Origin of the sequence: Tunturiibacter lichenicola (genome assembly GCF_051013355.1) — a bacterium.
GTDB classification, from domain to species: Bacteria; Acidobacteriota; Terriglobia; order Terriglobales; family Acidobacteriaceae; genus Edaphobacter; species Edaphobacter lichenicola_F.
This window is the reverse complement of the sequence record NZ_CP132945.1, coordinates 362,311-379,596: the sequence shown is the minus strand read 5'-3', so window position 1 is coordinate 379,596 and position 17,286 is coordinate 362,311. Positions and strand designations below refer to the sequence as shown.

14 protein-coding genes are annotated in these 17,286 nt (G+C 55.7%); 7 read left to right on the top strand and 7 right to left on the bottom strand.

The annotated features are described in order from the left end of the window. Nucleotides 1–264 precede the first annotated feature (264 nt). Nucleotides 265–2,226, top strand: coding sequence for an alpha-galactosidase D (locus tag RBB82_RS24470; RefSeq protein WP_433975710.1), 1,962 nt, complete (start codon nucleotides 265–267; stop codon nucleotides 2,224–2,226). A 110-nt stretch (nucleotides 2,227–2,336) separates the two neighbouring features. On the opposite strand, the gene RBB82_RS24465 is transcribed toward RBB82_RS24470, so the two are convergent. From RBB82_RS24465 to RBB82_RS24440, 6 genes are all read right to left on the bottom strand, one after another. Next, nucleotides 2,337–3,176 (bottom strand): GntR family transcriptional regulator, encoded by an 840-nt coding sequence (locus RBB82_RS24465; RefSeq protein WP_433975709.1) that lies wholly within the window; start codon nucleotides 3,174–3,176, stop codon nucleotides 2,337–2,339. A 213-nt stretch (nucleotides 3,177–3,389) separates the two neighbouring features. Further along, nucleotides 3,390–3,722, bottom strand: a complete 333-nt coding sequence (locus RBB82_RS24460) for a hypothetical protein (RefSeq protein ID WP_433975708.1) — start codon at nucleotides 3,720–3,722, stop codon at nucleotides 3,390–3,392. 92 nt (nucleotides 3,723–3,814) lie between these two features. Then, a complete protein-coding gene (locus RBB82_RS24455; protein ID WP_433975707.1) occupies nucleotides 3,815–4,672 on the bottom strand; it encodes a fumarylacetoacetate hydrolase family protein in 858 nt (285 codons plus the stop codon). Between the two features lie 28 nt (nucleotides 4,673–4,700). After that, nucleotides 4,701–5,468, bottom strand: a complete 768-nt coding sequence (locus tag RBB82_RS24450) for an SDR family NAD(P)-dependent oxidoreductase (RefSeq protein WP_433975706.1) — start codon at nucleotides 5,466–5,468, stop codon at nucleotides 4,701–4,703. A gap of 92 nt (nucleotides 5,469–5,560) precedes the next feature. Beyond that, a complete protein-coding gene (locus RBB82_RS24445) occupies nucleotides 5,561–6,439 on the bottom strand; it encodes an amidohydrolase family protein (protein ID WP_433975704.1) in 879 nt (292 codons plus the stop codon). 16 nt (nucleotides 6,440–6,455) lie between these two features. Further along, nucleotides 6,456–7,703, bottom strand: coding sequence for an enolase C-terminal domain-like protein (locus RBB82_RS24440; RefSeq protein ID WP_433975703.1), 1,248 nt, complete (start codon nucleotides 7,701–7,703; stop codon nucleotides 6,456–6,458). 137 nt (nucleotides 7,704–7,840) lie between these two features. Between RBB82_RS24440 and RBB82_RS24435 the strand changes: the two genes are divergently transcribed. Next, nucleotides 7,841–8,005 (top strand): hypothetical protein, encoded by a 165-nt coding sequence (locus RBB82_RS24435; RefSeq protein ID WP_433975702.1) that lies wholly within the window; start codon nucleotides 7,841–7,843, stop codon nucleotides 8,003–8,005. On the opposite strand, the gene RBB82_RS24430 is transcribed toward RBB82_RS24435, so the two are convergent. After that, on the bottom strand, nucleotides 7,998–8,687 hold the full coding sequence (locus RBB82_RS24430) for a GntR family transcriptional regulator (RefSeq protein WP_433975701.1): 690 nt from the start codon (nucleotides 8,685–8,687) through the stop codon (nucleotides 7,998–8,000). The two genes, RBB82_RS24435 and RBB82_RS24430, sit on opposite strands and share 8 nt — an antisense overlap. Before the next feature lie 373 nt (nucleotides 8,688–9,060). Here RBB82_RS24430 and RBB82_RS24425 point away from each other — a divergent pair, with 373 nt between their 5' ends. The 5 genes from RBB82_RS24425 (at nucleotide 9,061) to RBB82_RS24405 (ending at nucleotide 17,113) form a co-directional block, all read left to right on the top strand. Beyond that, entirely contained in the window at nucleotides 9,061–11,709 is a 2,649-nt protein-coding gene (locus RBB82_RS24425) for a glycosyl hydrolase family 95 catalytic domain-containing protein (protein ID WP_433975700.1), read from the top strand. 34 nt (nucleotides 11,710–11,743) lie between these two features. Further along, complete coding sequence (locus RBB82_RS24420) at nucleotides 11,744–13,912, top strand: hypothetical protein (RefSeq protein WP_433975699.1); 2,169 nt, start codon at nucleotides 11,744–11,746, stop codon at nucleotides 13,910–13,912. A gap of 49 nt (nucleotides 13,913–13,961) precedes the next feature. Beyond that, the gene (locus tag RBB82_RS24415) at nucleotides 13,962–15,476 is read left to right on the top strand and encodes a UxaA family hydrolase (RefSeq protein ID WP_433975698.1); all 1,515 of its coding nucleotides are present in this window, start codon (nucleotides 13,962–13,964) and stop codon (nucleotides 15,474–15,476) included. 93 nt (nucleotides 15,477–15,569) lie between these two features. Next, nucleotides 15,570–16,511 carry an aldo/keto reductase gene (locus tag RBB82_RS24410; protein WP_433975697.1) on the top strand — a complete coding sequence of 314 codons (942 nt, stop codon included), beginning with the start codon at nucleotides 15,570–15,572 and terminating at the stop codon, nucleotides 16,509–16,511. 47 nt (nucleotides 16,512–16,558) lie between these two features. Next, a complete protein-coding gene (locus tag RBB82_RS24405) occupies nucleotides 16,559–17,113 on the top strand; it encodes an MFS transporter (RefSeq protein WP_433975696.1) in 555 nt (184 codons plus the stop codon). Nucleotides 17,114–17,286 lie beyond the last annotated feature (173 nt).

Here is a 17,286-nt window from a genome sequence, read left to right as displayed (position 1 = left end):
GCTGTCCCAATCATTCAACCTGAAAGGTGCCTGACCATGTCCAATTCATACTCCTCAACAATCCGATCGTTTCATCCGACAACTTTGGAAGAAGCCAATAAGTCGAGATTTCTCGTTCGTCGTTGCAGTCTGTTCAGCCTGATTGCTGTTTGTCTCACGCTGTTGAACTACAGCGCGTCCGCTTCCGCTCAATTCAATGATGTCGGGAGGCACCCATACCGAGGTTGGAGTACGTTCAGCGAGCAGACGTTGAACTCCAGCTTCATGAACCAACAGAACGTCACCGCACAATCGGACGCGATGAAGGCCAGTGGGCTTGGCGCCCATGGATACGAATACATCAATCTGGATGCTGGATGGACTGGTCCGTCAGATCAGTATGGGCGGCCGCAATTCAATGCGACCGAGTTCCCGGAATTTCTGGACATGGTTCGCCATATCCACGCCAACGGTCAGAAGGTCGGCATCTATCTCAATCCCGGTGTCGGGGCTGGCGACGTTGCTGCGAACTACCAGATTTTCGGGACGAACTATCATCTCAAGGACATCATGGTGATGCCGCTGACGTGCGCTAACGCGTTCTGCGACGCTCAGAAGATAGATTTCACGAAGCCTGGCTCACAGGAGTACATCGATTCGCTCATCGACCTGTACGCTTCATGGGGAATCGACTTCATCAAACTGGATGCGGTCACGCCAGGCTCCTATAACGACAATCTTGACATCAACAACATTCCCGATGTGAAGGCCATGCATCAGGCCATCGTCCGGAGTCGTCGTCCGATTTGGCTCACGCTATCTTGGGCGCTCGACGAGGACTACCTCGCAGATTGGCAGCAGAATTCAAATGCTCGCCGCGTTGGGGGGGATGTGGAATGCGAAGGCGACTGTCCTTTTCTGACCGAATGGGAGCGAGTGCTCTTGCGGTTCTACGACCTCATCGGATGGGAACGTGCAGCGGGTCCAAGATTAGGGTGGAACGATCTCGACTCGCTGGAGGTTGGCAATGGCGCGACTGATGGCATCACCGACACAGAGCAACAGACAGCGATGACATTGTGGTCGATCGCGAACGCGCCGATCTACGTTGGTGGTGATCTCACGAAGCTCACCCCGCTCTGGAAAAAGATGCTGACCAATGACGAAGTTCTGGCTGTGGACAGGTCCGGTCACCCCGGTGTCCAAGTCCGTGGCGGCTACACGCCGATCTGGGTGTCTGATCTTGGTGACGGCAGTTACGACGTCGCGTTGTTTAATCTCAACGCATTTCCTTCTCGCGTGTCGGTAGACTGGTCGAGCCTAGGCTTCGCCGGAGCATTCAGCGTCAGGGATCTGTGGGAGCACACCGAGTTGGGGCCAACGCTCAAAGGCTTTGCTAGAGAACTCCCTGGACACGGTGCCTTACTGCTAAGGGTCACCGGGACAGTCGGGCGTCCTGCCGCACAGCCTATTCGGGTGTTTGGTGCGGAAACGGCATCTCGCTACGGCAATGCGCAACTATCAGATTGCTCCACATGCGCGAGTGGCCACAAGCTCACATTCCTTGGAATCGGCGCGGCTAATTTTGCTGTCTTCAATGTTCCGGTCGACAAAGACGGGGTCTACGACCTTGAAGTCGATTCGATGACCTCAGGAACACGTTCCTTCATCATCAACGTCAATGACGAACCGGCGATCACATTGAATCTGAGCGGAGGCAGCACCAACCTGCCGTTTCCGACAACCATTCCGGTCCGCTTGAAAAAAGGTATGAACACGATTCAATTCGGCAACCCAGCAAGCTATCCGCCGGATGTCGATCGTATCCTCGTGAGCGGCAGGGGCAATGCGATTCCTTCACGCGAGACGGTTTATGAGGCGGAGCTTGCGACGATGGGGGGTACGGCGATACCGGTGTTCTGCGGATATTGCTCAGGAGTCTCGAGTGCCGGCAACATCGGGGGAGCCGCACAGAGCAGCGTGACGTTCACCGATGTCAGGGTGCCAGTCGCGGGAACGTACCTAATGGAGATCGATTACATGACGGCGGGGACCCGCTCTTTCTTCATTACCGTCAATGATGGTTCTCCGCAGGAGCTGGACCTCAGCGGCTATAACTTCGGCACACCGACAAGCACTGTAGTGCCGGTGCAACTCCAGAAGGGCAGCAATCGGATCGAATTTGGGAACCCCTACAATTACGCCCCCAACCTCGATTCGATCACCATCCAGTCGCGGATTTTCTAAACCGTGCTGTCCTGTTCCATTCTGCGCGAACAACGCAGAATGGAACAGGATGGTTGTAAACAGGGAATCGCGGTTAGGGCTCGTGAAATCTTGACCGCCCGACCGTAGATCTAAGAAAAGACGGCCCCGCCGGGGCGCAGTCGCTCCTCTGAAACTCCCGTTGGATCGTTCGGAATGGGCATCCAGTTCTTGTGGGCTGTCTGCGCGAACCGTTCCATACTCCTTCGAACGTAATGCTCAGCCAAATCCGCTTCGCCGTCGGCGATTAAGTCCACGATTTTCTTGTGGGCCTCTACATCTTTGTGCCAGGTGGAGAGACCACCATCGCTCGCGGTAAGCCTGAGCCGAAAGAACGCAAAGAACGGGCGCAGAATCCGGACCGCATGTTCCTGAAGATGGCGGTTGCCGGCAAGTCGGCAGAGCTCCACATGAAAGTTGAGATCACACTCCACCAACCGATCTGCATCGTCGCTGGCTACCGCATTCTGCATTCCAGAGACGAGCGACATAAGTGTGGTGACATCCGGTCGGGCAGATGCGGCCAATCGAGCTGCCATCCCTTCCAGGGCCGCACGAACCTCGTAAAGCTGCGCAATGTCCACATCGGAAAGGCTAATGACTTGCGCGGTCTGGCCTGGCCGCTTGGTAACGAAACCGTCCTTCTCCAGGATGTTGATCGCCTCCCGGATCGAGGCTTGGGCTACCCCGTATTTCTGAGCCCAGGCTCTTTCTACGATTCGTTCGCCGGGCACGAGGGATCCACTTACGATTTCAGCTCTCAGTTGGTCTGCCAGTCCTTGCTTGAGTAGATCATCCGAACGGGTTGGGGTAGGGTTATGAGCGCTCACAATAGATATGAGGGGATGATAGTTCAGCCATTTGTCAAGGTCAAAGATAAGATAGTTTTTCTGTTGAGGGATTTTCCCAGAAACCGAGCTAACTGACAGCAAAGGCGTCGAGAGCGAGCTTTGAGCCGATCTCAGAATGCATTTGGACCCAACTGCACTCTGAACGCGCGAACTCAAGCCCGGTCTCGTAGGACTGCGCGGATAAGACGAAGACGATCTCAAAGATGAGCGCTTACATGCTCGGCGAAGTTAAACGTCCCCTGCGAGCACCTGGAACAGATGGACAGCGCGGCGTGAGCCGTTCTGTGCGACAGCTTATCGGCAGGAGAAATCGTTAGCGACAATAGCGTCCTGCGCCCGGGCGGAGCGGACAGCCGGCAGGAGCCTACGCTCGGCGAGGGCCCGTGAGACGTCGTAGTGCTCCGCTTCGAAACCGAATGGTCCCGCCATGCCGCAGCATCCGGAGTCAATAAGATCAACTTCAGCCCCGGTGGCTCGCATGAGGGCGACGTCATCGTTCATCGTCATCAGGGACTTCTGGTGGCAGTGTCCTTGCACGATCAGTCGGCGTCCGGTGTGGTCCGGAGCCGTCCAGCCTTCGCGGTGCTCTGCGACGTATTCGCTGAGCATCATCGTCTGCTTTGCCAAGCGCTGAGCGCACGGGTCCTTCGGGAAGAAGTTAACCAGTTCATGACATCCTGCATCTCCTCCGGTCACCAAGGGTGATCCGACTCGGTGTTTCACTCTGTTGCGATAAAGGTCTGCCGCTGACTGCCAAGCTTCTCGATCTCAAGCTCGACGACGTCGCCGGCCTTGAGGTACGTCGGCGGCTTGAGCCCGAGGCCCACTCCTGGTGGGGTGCCCGTCGAGATTAGATCGCCGGGCTCGAGCGTCATGAATTGCGAAAGGTAATGGACCAGGCTGGAGCAGTTGAAGATCATCTTGGCCGTGGTGCCACGCTGTCTCTCCAGACCGTTGACACTTAGCCGCATCCCCAATGATTGGGGATCACCCACCTCATCAGGCGTCACAAGGAACGGGCCTAGGGGATTGAACGTGTCGCAACTCTTGCCCTTCGTCCACTGGCCGCCACGCTCCAGTTGGAACTCTCGCTCAGAGACATCGTGCGAGACGGTAAACCCGGCGATATGGGATAGCGACTCTTCGGCACTCGTCAGGTAGCGGGTTTCTCTGGCGATCACGACGCCAAGCTCCACCTCCCAGTCGGTCTTCTGACTTCCGCGCGGAATCAGAACGTCGTCGTAAGGCCCGACCACTGTGTTTGAAGCCTTTAGAAACACGATCGGTTCGGCGGGGATCGGCATTCCGGACTCTTCAGCATGGTCCGAATAGTTCAGTCCAATACAGATGACCTTGCCAGGGCGCGCGATCGGCGCCCCGATGCGCATGGATGAGTCGACACGAGGCAGGTAGGAGATTTGCTCCGACACGACCTGGTTCACGCGCTCGATGCCTTCGCTCGCAAAGAATGCGGCGTTCCAGTCTTGAAAATATTCGGATAGGTCGAGCCGATCGTTGCTGTCGGTCACTACCCCGGGTCTCTCGCGTCCAATTGGGCCAAAACGTGCAAGTTTCATCGTCTTTCTCCTTCAAGTCTGTAAGCGATTATGACGCTGTCCACCCACCGTCAAGGTTCAATACTGCTCCGTGCATGAAGTCCGCTTCTGGACCGCAAAGATAGCGGACCAGAGCAGCAACTTCGACCGGTCGTCCAAGACGGCCAACCGGTTGGCGTTCGCTCAACTCCGCACGAATTTTCTCCTCTTCGCCGACGTGGTATTTCGCGATGTATCCGGCGACGAAGGGACTATCGATGGTTCCGGGGCACACGCAGTTCACTCGCAGCTCCCGCGGGTATTCGACTGCCAACTGCCGAGTCATCGCGACGACAGCGCCCTTGCTAGCGCAGTACGCGAAACGACGCTTGATCCCAACAACTCCTGCAACCGAAGCGATATTGATGATCGAACCTCGAACTGCGAGGAGCTGGGGAAGGAAGTTGCGCGTAACGTAGAAGACCGAGTTCACATTGACGCGCATGATGCGCTCAAAGTCGGCAGCTTGTGTCTCCGCGATCGTTCCAACCAAGCCGATTCCCGCATTGTTGATCAGGACGTTCAGGTCCGAAATGCCAGTCGCTGCTTGCGCCACGCTCTCTTCTGAACCCACGTCCATGTGAAGGGGAGTGCCGTTCGGAAGACTTGCAGCGACTCTCTCAGCAGCAGCGACGTCAAGATCAGCCACAATTACCTGGTAGCCATCCTCTCCAAGTTTTCTGCAGATCGCTTCACCTATGCCGCTGCCGCCGCCTGTTACCAGGGCCGTTCGGGGTTTGCTCGGCGGGACGGATATCTTCGGAACTGTCGTCGACACGTTTGCCTCCTGATGGTGTGAGTTTGTGGGTTAGTCGATACGGGTACCGGGCGGTGAGAGCAGAGTTGAACCCGGACATCGATCATGCGGTCCTATTCCTGGTGATGAGCTACGGAATGACGCAAGCCGTAAGCCTCAGTGGCCGATCGCCACAGGATTGCCTCCTGTTCGGAGGCTGAGAGTGGAGCAATCGCCGCACTGACGGTACTGACCCACCGGCCATAGGTCGAAGCCAACGTCACGATAGGCCAGTCTGAACCAAACATCACACGCCGCGGGCCGAATGCTTCAAGCACAGTGTCGATATAGGGGGCGATTATTTGCGGCGTCCAGAGATCCCAATTTGCTTCTGTGACGATGCCTGAAAGTTTGCAATAGACATTGGGCCGCCGTGCGAGCTCGATAAGACTTCGGAGCCAACCATTGATCGAACCATCACGGATACGCGGCTTTGCGATGTGATCCAGAATGAAGATCTGGTCGGGATGAAGGTCAACAAACTTAACTGTCTGTGGAAGGTGGTCTTCGAAGATGAGCAGATCGTAGGTCAGTCCAAGTCCATGGAGTGCCGCAATGCCTCGATTGAAGTCGTCCCGGAGAATGAAGTTCGGGTCGGGCTCGTCGTGAATGGGATGACGGACTCCTCTGAGCTTCGGCAGTTCCGCGAGTTGCTCCATTTCCGCAAACACAGAGGGATCGGTCAGATCTACCCAGCCGACGACTCCAAGGATCAAGTCATCGCTCCCCGCCGTTGAGGCGAGCCACCGCGTTTCCTCGGAGGTGCGCTCCACCTCGACGACAACGGTTCCAGTAATTCCGGAAGGAGTGGTGACTTCGTGCAGCTCATCCAAGCCGATGTCGCGGCGGAATTGGCTCAACTCGTCCGTCATCCAGGCGGGTCCGGGATGACGGTAACGCCAGAGGTGATGATGCGCGTCGATGAAGTGCTCTTGCGGCAGGGAACTATCCATTTCATTCCTCGAAGGCCTAGGCTGTGGCGTTAACCTTCAGGTCCGTCGAAGCTCCCGGCTCCTGTGGCGTACAGTAAACTCCGGCGGAGACCTCGGCCGGATGGACGAAGTGTTTCCGCAGATGAGGAATGTGTTCGAGGAACACCACTTCGTGATCGAGCGCAATATGGTTGAAGAACATCAGATGCTGATGCATCTGACCCATATCACCGACATGAGGAACGATGGGGCGATTGAATATCTTCGCCATGAAGCTCACTGTCAGAAACTCGCTAATGCCGGCCACGCGGGTGCAATCAACCTGAAAAAAGTGCAACGCTTTTGCCTTCAGAAAGTTTTTGAATAGGACCCGATTCGAGATATGCTCGCCTGCAGCGACTCTGACCGGAGCGATCGCATCCGATATCTCAACATGCGCGAGGAGATCGTCCGGATGCGTTGGCTCCTCAATCCACAGAGGCTTGAACTTTGACAGCTCACGGCACATGCGCAACGCATCGGGAAGATTCCAATGCTGGTTTGCGTCGAACATGATCGTCTTGTCGTCTCCGGCAAGCTCGCGGAGCATTGCAGCTCGGCGCAGGTCCCGGCTTTCTTTCCTCGACCCTACCTTGAGTTTGAATGCGGAGAAGCCCTGATCGAGCGCAGCTTTCGTGAGCTCGCGCACCTTGTCATCGCTGTAATCCATCCAGCCGACAGAGGTATCGTATCCAGGGTAGCCGGTCGCGAGAATTCGCTCCCGCGATGCACGCGTAGCGTGGTGCTCGCGGAGCATCTCGAGCGCTCGTTTCTCATCGACCACATCCTCTACATAGGACAGGTCAAGGACACGTACAAGTTCTTCGGGAGAGAGGTCGAGGAGGAGCTTCCACAGGGGAACGCCGCGGCTCTTTGCCCAAAGATCGAAGCAGGCGTTCGTGATCGACGCCAGCGCCAGGTGTACGACGCCCTTGTGCGGTCCAAGCCAGCGCAGGGCAGCATGATCGGCGATGCTGCGAGATAACCTGCCGAAGTCGGCCATGATCTCGTCGATGCTCTTTCCTTGTAATGGCGTCGCGAGCATTTCGATCGCTTTGCCGACAAGTTCGTTGCCCGCTCCAAGTGTAAGAACAAACCCCGAGCCGGTCAGGCCGCTATCAGTCGCAAGCAGAGTTACTGCGAGGCAATACTCTGAGGTCGCGTGGATCGAGTCGGTGCCTGCTCCTGCTGGTAAGGGAAAGCGGGCGTCGTAAGTAGCGATTGAGCGAATAATGTTATTTGCCATTGGTCCTCGGTTGCTTGGCGTTTGTAGCCAATCTCTGCTCCACCACTGACGGGCAGGATGCACCCGGTGATGAAGCGAGTCTGAATATGTGAAAGCAAGAAGACGGCGGCGTTTGCAACAACGTCGCAGTGAGGCGTATGCCCGAGCTGGCTCATTTCATCGAAGAGCTCTCTCGTCTTGCTGGCACCTTCGACATCGCGGTCAACGACTCCAACTGCCGCTCCCTCCCGGGCGTAGGCGAGAGCACATTCGCGACCGACGCCGGGCACCCCTCCCATCAGGAGAATCACCTGATTACTTAGCGCTTTTTTCATGCGGTAACCAGTTCTTCCGTGCAGTCGATGCAAAGCGGATCATGGACTTCTTGACGTAGTGCTCAGTGAGTTCGGCTTCTCGATCCCGTATCAGATCCACGATGCGTTGATGCGGCTCCACATCTTGTCCCCAGGCCGAGGTTCCTTGACCGGTAGCGCTCACCCGCATCAGCAGAAAGGCGAAAAAGGGGCGGAGCAGTTTCTGTGTGAAGTTCAGGAGATGGGGATTTCCTGACATGCGTGAGAGCTCAAGATGAAAGCGCAGATCGCAATCCGTCAGGGTTTTACTTTCGTGAGCGTCGGAAGCGTCACGCATCTCGCTGACGATCTTCTGGAGTTCAGAAACATCGGCACCATTGCACGCTGCCAGGTAGCCAGCAGTCCCTTCAAGCCCGGCACGCACCTGATACAGCTGAGAGACATCCTCATCGGTCAGCTTGACGACACGCGCGCTCCGTCCCGATTCCTTCGTAACGAACCCATCGCGCTCGAGGATATTGATCGCTTCTCGAATTGATGCCTGGGCAACTCCGAATTGATTCGCCCAGATGCGCTCCGAGATCTGCTCACCGGGTGCCAGCTTTCCCGCGACAATCTCGGAAAGAAGCTGTTCGGCAATCTCGTGCTTGCGAAGATCTTTCGGCTTGTTTTGCTGGGTGTGAGCGCTCATCGTCTCAATCGGGATCGTAATAGCCCTAGGGGAGCTCCGTCAACTCCAAATATACGCGCGCTCAAAAGTATGGCCTTTAAACTAACTGTAGAAAGCGGATAAACCAATTTATTTCTGTATTTAACGGCAAATTAAATAGTTTGCTCATCTCAGCCCTTTTCTGGCAAAATTCAACTGCGGGGCGCTCTATAAAATGAACCAATTCTGGGTGTTACGAGGAATTATCCGTTTATTTTCAGCTAGTTGAACATGTCAAGTGACTTGGTTACTCTGCTGGCCTATTATTTCCTTCGAGTGAGCGCTCATTGTTGGTGATGGGAGCTTATATTTGTGAGATGGACAACCAAAGAATCTCAGTCAAGAGATTGATTTAATGAAGACGACACGACGCGCATTTCTTCAAACTTCCGCCATGGCATCTTTGGTTGCCGTGGGATCTGCTTCGGCTGCGGGCTCTCCCAATGATGATGCCGATCTCGCGAGTGGCAAGACTCTTGATGGGTTCTCTCTGGCAGGCCGGCACCCTTTGCTCAGGACTAAACCAGGCCCCACCTACTTTGAAGGAATGTTGCTTGGCAACGGAGATCTCGGAGTCTGCGCGGTTGTTCGACCTGACGCTTTGGCTTTGCACATGTCAAAAAGTGATAGCTGGGACATACGTGTCACTGAAGACAGCGACAAAGAAGTACGTCCGTTCTCCGAGATTATGGAGCTGTGGAAGCGCGCCAGTGCCGAACTTCATCGCCGCGGCGACCATGATTCGCTTTCCGTCGAAAGCGTGGACTTTTTTCGAGAATACGGAGGCAGAGTTGGTGGCTCCTACTCGAAGAGGTGGCCGAGACCGTGGCCCTGCGGTACAGTGTGTTTGAAGTGGGATCCGCGGTGGGTTGAGCTTGTTTCTTACTCGCTCAATCCTGCAAATGGCCTCTTCACTCTCCAACTCAAAGTCAGCACGATCACCTCCTCATCGCCGCGGAACGTCAAACTGGCTGCTTTTGTTGACCGCGAATCAGGGAAAATTCATCTGGAATCAGAAGCTATCCCGGAGCTGTCTATCATTTATTCCCCGGCGATCGATGGATTCTGTCCGGGCGTATTTGATCCCGGCCATATTGAAACGCATCCGGATCAACTTCCGCGCCCCGTCCTGAAGCACCAGGCCGTCCCGCAAGGGATGCAGTTCTCCTGCTTTCAATACTTCCCGGCGATTGGACCGTCGAAAGAGGATCCAAATCCGCCACGCTCGGACAAGGATCGCAACGTCAGCATCTTGGGACAGCTTTCCGGAGACTGGACTGTAAGCAATATCGAGTCGAGCGGCAGTCTGCAGTTTTCCGCCAGGTCCGCGACCTCCTTACGCCTGGACATCGCGATCGCCACTCCCCGTGATCTGCTCTTGAAGCGGCTTGAGGCTGAGCAGCCTCGAGAGAAGCCAGCCTCTTGGATCACGATCCCACAGACCCGCACTTACACCGAACAAGAGCTGGACACTGCCTCATTTGTCGAGAGTGTAGTCTCAAAGGCTTCGACCATTCCTTTTGATCAACTGCAGCAGGGATCCGAGCATCAATGGCGCGAGTTTTGGTCGGCCTCCGCAGTAAGCTTCGCCGACAAGGTACTGGAACGTATCTGGTATCACAACCAGTATTTTCTGGCATGCTGTCTTCGCAAACATGGAACCGCCCCTGGTCTGTTCGCGAACTGGTCCTATGGTGACATCGGCGGTGCGTGGCATAGCGACTACCATCTCGACTACAACTGCCAACAGGTGTACTGGGGCGTCTTCTCCAGCAATCACGTCGACATGCATCAGCCTTTTCTTGAACTAGTGGAGAATCTTTTGCCGATGGCCGAAAAGACGGCACGAGAGGGATTCAATCTGCCGGGTGCGTTTTTTCCGCTGTCGGCCTACCCGGTTCCGAGTCAGATCGTCCCCTATCCGGTGCCACCATGGGGTTATCAAATCTGCATGACACCGTGGGCAGTGCAGAGCCTCTGGTGGCAGTACCTCTACACGCAAGACGTCGATTACCTCAAACGAGCTTATCCGACCATCCGTGCAGCGGCCCGATTCCTCGCTGCCTTTGTCACCAAAGAGGACGACGGTCGTTATCACATCTTTCCGTCAATCTCTTCGGAGAACTGGGGATGCACCGTTGACTTCAAGATGAACAAGGACTGCATCCTCGATCTGGCGCTGACGCGCTTTGTACTCGATGCGATGGTGAACGCCTCGACCATCCTCGGACAAGACGACGAGGAGCGTCGCCACTGGAAAGAGATCAGCAACAACCTCGCCTCTTATCCACAGTCGCAGGGACCGCATGGAGAGGTATGGCTCGATATCGTGAATGCACCACCGGAACACGTCTATAACGTCCCGATCACGCTCGCCCCCGTATTCCCAGGAGAGCAGGTCGGAGTAGCCAGAGGCTCGGAGTTTCTCGAGATTGCGACACGGACCGCGAAGACGATCCGGCTTGAGGGCGGAAACGATCTTGTCTCCCAGCCACTCATCAGGGCTCGGCTAGGGATTTTGGACCTCGCGTGGTTCAAAGGGCAGATCGAATATTGCATGCTTCAGGACGGAGTCTCGAACGACCGCGTTCGTCAATCGGGCGGCCGCTACGGGATGTCGACCGATTTTGACTTCATGATGCGTATGGGGCTATGGTGCGAGAACTTTGCTGTGCCCGTTGTCCTCAACGAGTGCATGATGCAGAGCTACGCCGGTACCATACGACTGTTTCCAAATGTGACCAATCTCGGTGCCGCGCGCTTTGACAATCTTCGTGCCGTCGGAGCTTTCCTTGTGAGCGCAGCGTTCGACGGCAAGTCGGTTACGCGGTTCGAGATCCTCAGCGAACGCGGCGCTTCGCTGAAGTTCGTCTCGCCATGGAAACAAAAAACAATACGGGTGGTAAGCTCCAGCGATGGTAAGCACGTGACCGCGGCAGCGGACGGAGAGACATGGACCGTTGCTACACGAGCGGGCGAACGATATTCAATCAGCGTTCGATAGTGCAGCGATCAGGGCGAGAAGTGAGTCGATACGAATGAATAAAGTGATCTCAAGAGCATTGCTCACGATGGCATTCGCCGCACTCGCTGCGGGCGGAGATTCGGGCTGGGCTCAAGCAGGCAGGGCGAGCAGGAACTTATCGACCCGCAAACAGGACATCTCCATTGGAAACGCGGGGGTTCAGATCAGCTATCGCGTACGCACAGGAACGATGGATGTTCTGTGGCCTGACGGACACCAGCTTCTCGGGATCGTCAGCGCGGCTTCGTTAGCAGATGGCCGCACGATCTCAACGGATATGTACGCAACACACACCGTCGATAGGGACGAGCCATCCTCCTCCGGTGCACAGACTCGCGTGTACACGATCCGAAGTGCGGGCAACGGATTACCGTCTATGTTGCAACGGATCTGGTTCAGTGCAGGGAAGTCTTCGTTCTCTATCGAAGCGGAGCTCGATATGGATGCCAGTTATGTGGGGACGCGGCACTTCGACACTCTTGTCATCCGACAGGAGGACCCCGTGCGAATCCCATCCGCGAAAGAGTTAAGAGTCTTACATGTCCCCTTCGACAACGACATGTGGTTTCGCTTCGCGAGCGAACCTGTTTCGTCGATCAAAGAGGGGGAGCTTTTTTCTGGCCAGGAGGTCACCGCCATCTACGACGATACGATTCGACAAGGGATCGTTATCGGGTCTGTCACGCATGACACTTGGAAGACGGCGATAGATATTCGCACGTCCCACGGCCACCTCGCCAATATCGACGTCTATGGTGGCATATCGGCACCGTCCGGTGTCCGCTCCGATACTCACGATGTTATTCCCCATGGTCTCGTCCACGGAGACAGGGTCATCTCTCCGCGGATCTTCGTAGGATCCTTCTCGGATTGGCGTGATGGTCTTGATGCCTATGCCGAAACCAATGCAGAGATCCAGCCTCCTCTTCAGTGGGTGGGCAAATTGCCGGCAGGTTGGAATAGTTGGGCCGCCTATGGAGACAAGATCGACTATCAGCGCTATCTCGGCGCCGCGCAGTACGTTCACGACACCCTGATTCCTAAAGGCTTCGGAAAGAACAGAACCGTCTATATCAATCTGGATGCCTTTTGGTCGCGACTCGACGCAGTGCAGCTTCAGGACGCTGTTGCCTCCATCAGAGCCATGCAGGCAAGTGACGGCACTCACTTTGAACCCGGTATCTATTGGACTCCCTTCGCCTACTGGTCCGAAAATCTCGATGCCTTTGTCGAAGGCACTGACAGGCGGTACCACTATCGTGATATTTTGCTCAAGGGATCGGATGGAGCCCCTCTTCCTAAAGTGGATGGAGGACGACCGATTGATCCCTCCCATCCCGGTACAAAGCTTCGAACAGAGCTCTACCTTTCCGAGCTGCGTCGGCTTGGATTTACGTACCTGAAGATCGATTTTCTGACGCACGGTGCTCTTGAAGGAGCCCACTATGATCCTGCCGTTCAGACCGGCATCCAAGCCTACAACATGGGAATGAAGCAGATCGTCGATGGGGCCGGAGGAAAGATGTTCCTCAGTTTGTCGATCGCGCCGCTCTTTCCGTCAGGCTACGGCCATGCTCGCCGGCTTGCCTGTGATACCAAGGGGCACATCAATGGAAACGAACAGTCTACCGAGTACATGCTGAATGCACTCACCTACGGCTGGTGGACGAACAAGCGGCTTTATATTCTCGATCCGGATCACGTAGTGCTTGGGGAGCATGGAGACCTCGGCGCTCGGAACGTTGAAGAAGGCAAGAGCCGCCTCTTGTCCGCTGTGATCAGCGGCGGAATGGTGCTGGATAGCAGCCCTCTCGCTGACGACCCCCAGGCGCGCACTCTCGCGCAAGCCGTCTACAACGAACCAAAGTGGTTCGAGGTTGCTTCGGCAGGTGAGGCATTCCGCCCAGTGGACGGCGCCACCGGCAGCTCGGCCTCGAATGCGTTCGTGCGCACTTCGGAAACGGGAGGAAACCTGGCGGTCTTCAACTATGACGATAAGAATGCAACAACGGTCCGAGTCCCGGTCAATCGGATCTTACCGGCCCATCCTGCTCGCGAATTAACTCAGGTAGTGAATACCGAGACTGGTCGCGCGGTCCCCGTCACTGACGGCATGATTTCCGTCGTTCTTGGGCCAGCCGAGTCCAGGATCATGACGCTGACATTTCAGACTCAACCTTGACCTGGGCAGCGCGAGAGCGCGGCCGCAGACAGTACATAACGGAACTAATATGGCTCTTCTTCGACTTCATCCGCATGACAGCATTGCCATCTCCACTGAAGCGATCGTCGCAGGTTCGATCATCGATGGTTTAGAAGTCTTAAACGATGTTCCCAGCGGACATAAGATCGCTACTCGCGACATTGATTCCGGGGAACAGGTGTTGAAGTATGGACGGATTATAGGTGTCGCGACGCGAAAGATCACGCAAGGCGAACACGTTCACACCCACAATCTATCGATGGCAAGCAGGGAAGAGTACGCTGACGCTAGACCTCTTGAAGAGAACGCTTCTCCCGTGGCTGCTCCAAAAAAAACGCCCATCCTTGAGAAGAGGGATACATTTCTCGGTTACGCGCGCCCCAATGGCGCAGTCGGCACGCGAAATTACCTGGGCATTCTGACGAGCGTTAATTGCTCCGCCACAGTAGCCAAACGAATCGCATCGCATTTCACCGAGGAGCGATTGTCGGCCTTCCCCAACGTGGATGGTGTTGTTGCGCTCACCCACTATGGCGGCTGTGCGATGAGCACCAGTGATGAAGGCGCAGATGTCCTGCGCCGAACGATCGCTGGATACGCGAATCATCCCAACTTTGCAGCCACCTTACTGTTGGGTCTCGGCTGCGAAGCCAACCAGATCAGCCGCATTCTGCCGCTGACCACTGGCAACGTCACCGCCACGACCATACAAGAGGAGGGTGGTACGAAGGCAGCCATCGCGCGCGGCATAGCAGAGATTGAACGGCTCTTGCCTGAAGCGAACCAAGCCCAGCGGACATTGCAGCCTGTGAGCAAACTCATTGTGGGGCTGCAGTGCGGCGGTTCAGATGGCTGGTCTGGAATCACCGCTAATCCTGCGCTGGGCTTAACGATGGATGCGCTGGTCGCAAATGGCGGAACAGCTGTTTTATCCGAAACCCCGGAGATCTTCGGCGCCGAACACCTTCTGACATCACGCGCTGAAGCATCTGTTGCCGCTCAGTTGATGGAGCGAATCGCATGGTGGCAGCAATACGCTCAACGACAGAACAATACGTTGGACAACAACCCTTCACATGGCAATAAAGTCGGCGGGATAACAACCATTCTCGAAAAGAGCCTTGGAGCGGTGGCCAAAGGTGGGAGTTCTCCACTGCGCGCCGTGGTGCACTATGCAGACCCAATTCCATGCACAGGTCTCGTCTTCATGGATTCCCCCGGGTATGATCCCGTCTCCGCGACAGGTCAGATTGCGTCCGGAGCCAATCTGCTCTGCTTTACCACTGGACGGGGATCAGTGTTTGGCGCCAAGCCTGTGCCCAGTCTCAAGCTTTCTACGACCACTGGGCTTTATCAACGCATGCGGGACGACATGGACATAAACTGCGGGACAGTCCTCGATGGCGCGGAGTCGCTCAGCGAGGTCGCATCGCGTATCTATGCTGCGATCCTCGACACGGCATCCGGGAGACGGACGAAGAGTGAGGAATTGGGATTCGGCGAAGAGGAGTATCAACCGTGGATGCTGAACTCGGTTTTATGAGTGTGCTTGAATCTTTTTGAGCTTTATGGGGATTGCAGAGCAGCAGGATTGTGACCCGGAATTTGGACAGCCGGTGGGATGGGAGGGGTAATCGTGAAATACAGTGCATTAGGGAAGACGGGAGTGAACGTCTCTACCATCGGGTTTGGTACAGTCGCGTTTGGCGATGAGTACGGTACGGTGTCTCTCGAAGACTGCAGACAGGGTTTGATGTACGCGATCGACGCCGGGATCAACCTGGTCGACACGTCGCCATACTATGGCCGAACGCTTTCAGAAGAGCGCCTTGGTGCGGTTCTGGACGGACGGCGCCACGAAGTGGTGCTCGGTACGAAATGTGGCCGATACGGATTTGACCAGTTTGATTTCTCCGAAGCGGCTGTGGTGCGAGGGCTTGAAGGCTCTCTGCGTCGACTGCGCACCGAGTACGTGGACGTTCTGCAGGCCCACGACGTAGAGTTCGGTTCGATCGAGCAGATTATCCACGAGACCATCCCTGCCATGCATCGGCTCAAGGAACAGGGCAAGGTTCGCTTCATTGGCGTCACCGGCTATTGGCCGCGGATACTCGCGTATATAGCAGAGTCTGCATCCATAGATGTGACCCTGAACTACTGTCATTGGAATCTGATGATGGACGATATGGACGTTGCATTGACGCCGGTTGCGAATCGTCAGCAGATCGGATTGATGAACGGGTCACCCCTTCACATGGGTTTACTTGGTGGCAACGGCGGACCGCCCTGGCATCCTGCGCCCGCCGGCATCAAGGCTGTCGCAGCTCAATTCGCTGCTCTGTGCGGAGAATACGGAACCGATCCGGCGCTCCTGGCTCTCCATGCCTGCTTTCAGCATCCATCCGTGGCAACCACCGTTGTGGGCCCGCGGAACGTCGACGAAGTCAACGATGCTCTCGAAGCAATGACGTTCCGACCATCGGCCGAACTGATGCAAAAGGTCAGCGAATTGATGACACCAACATTCAACACTTCATGGCCCTCTGGACTTCCGGAGAATCAGCCCACTCTGGATTGAAATGGCTTTCGGCCACGCGGATTGACATCGAATCAGGGAGAAGCAGGATGTATGTATCAGCAGAAAGGGCCAAAGATACCGATAGACGCGTAACGACGTTGTCGATATTTCCTGTAGGGCAGATGTTGATATTTGTGCTGGTAACGACCCTGTTTTTCCTTTGGGGAATGTCGAACAATCTGGCCGATATCCTGGTTCAACAATTCAAGAAGTCGTTCGAGCTCTCCCAGTTCAGTGCGCAGCTGGTTCAGACGGCAAACTTCCTCGGGTACTTCTGCATGGCTATTCCGGCGGCTCTGTTGATGCGCCGTTGGGGATATAAGGCCGGAATGGTGACGGGATTAATCCTCTTTGGAGGAGGAATGATCTTGTTCTGGCCGGCAGCGGTCAGCGGGCAGTACGTTTTATTCTTGCTCGCGCTGTTCGCCGTTGGGTGTGGAGCTTCCATGCTCGAGACGGCTGCGAACCCATTCATGGCGCAATTCGGCTCGCATCAAACATCGGAACCCCGTATTCCGATGGCATTACGTCTTCATTTACTTGCATATGTGCAGTCCTCCTTGAATACGGCACATCGGCAGATGGCCTTCCGGGTGACGTGAAACCGTAAGGGGCCCGATGGATTGCCGAATGTCCCACATCACAGGAGCCTGCCCATGGAAGTCTCCCGCAAGTTCGACTCAGGTTTCGAGCAATTGCCGATAGCGCGGTTTTGCGAATAACGAGGTCATTGCTTCCTACAGGCCGACAGATCGATACCAATCCGTGTCGAAGA

Excerpts from the sequence above, each read along its gene's own strand:
- RBB82_RS24435 (WP_433975702.1), top strand. The coding sequence starts at position 7,841 with ATGCCCGAGCTGGCTCATTTCATCGAAGAGCTCTCTCGTCTTGCTGGC.
- RBB82_RS24455 (WP_433975707.1), bottom strand. The coding sequence starts at position 4,672 with ATGAAACTTGCACGTTTTGGCCCAATTGGACGCGAGAGACCCGGGGTA.
- RBB82_RS24415 (WP_433975698.1), top strand. The coding sequence starts at position 13,962 with ATGGCTCTTCTTCGACTTCATCCGCATGACAGCATTGCCATCTCCACT.
- RBB82_RS24470 (WP_433975710.1), top strand. The coding sequence starts at position 265 with ATGAACCAACAGAACGTCACCGCACAATCGGACGCGATGAAGGCCAGT.
- RBB82_RS24445 (WP_433975704.1), bottom strand. The coding sequence starts at position 6,439 with ATGGATAGTTCCCTGCCGCAAGAGCACTTCATCGACGCGCATCATCAC.
- RBB82_RS24440 (WP_433975703.1), bottom strand. The coding sequence starts at position 7,703 with ATGGCAAATAACATTATTCGCTCAATCGCTACTTACGACGCCCGCTTT.
- RBB82_RS24405 (WP_433975696.1), top strand. The coding sequence starts at position 16,559 with ATGTATGTATCAGCAGAAAGGGCCAAAGATACCGATAGACGCGTAACG.
- RBB82_RS24420 (WP_433975699.1), top strand. The coding sequence starts at position 11,744 with ATGAATAAAGTGATCTCAAGAGCATTGCTCACGATGGCATTCGCCGCA.
- RBB82_RS24425 (WP_433975700.1), top strand. The coding sequence starts at position 9,061 with ATGAAGACGACACGACGCGCATTTCTTCAAACTTCCGCCATGGCATCT.
- RBB82_RS24430 (WP_433975701.1), bottom strand. The coding sequence starts at position 8,687 with ATGAGCGCTCACACCCAGCAAAACAAGCCGAAAGATCTTCGCAAGCAC.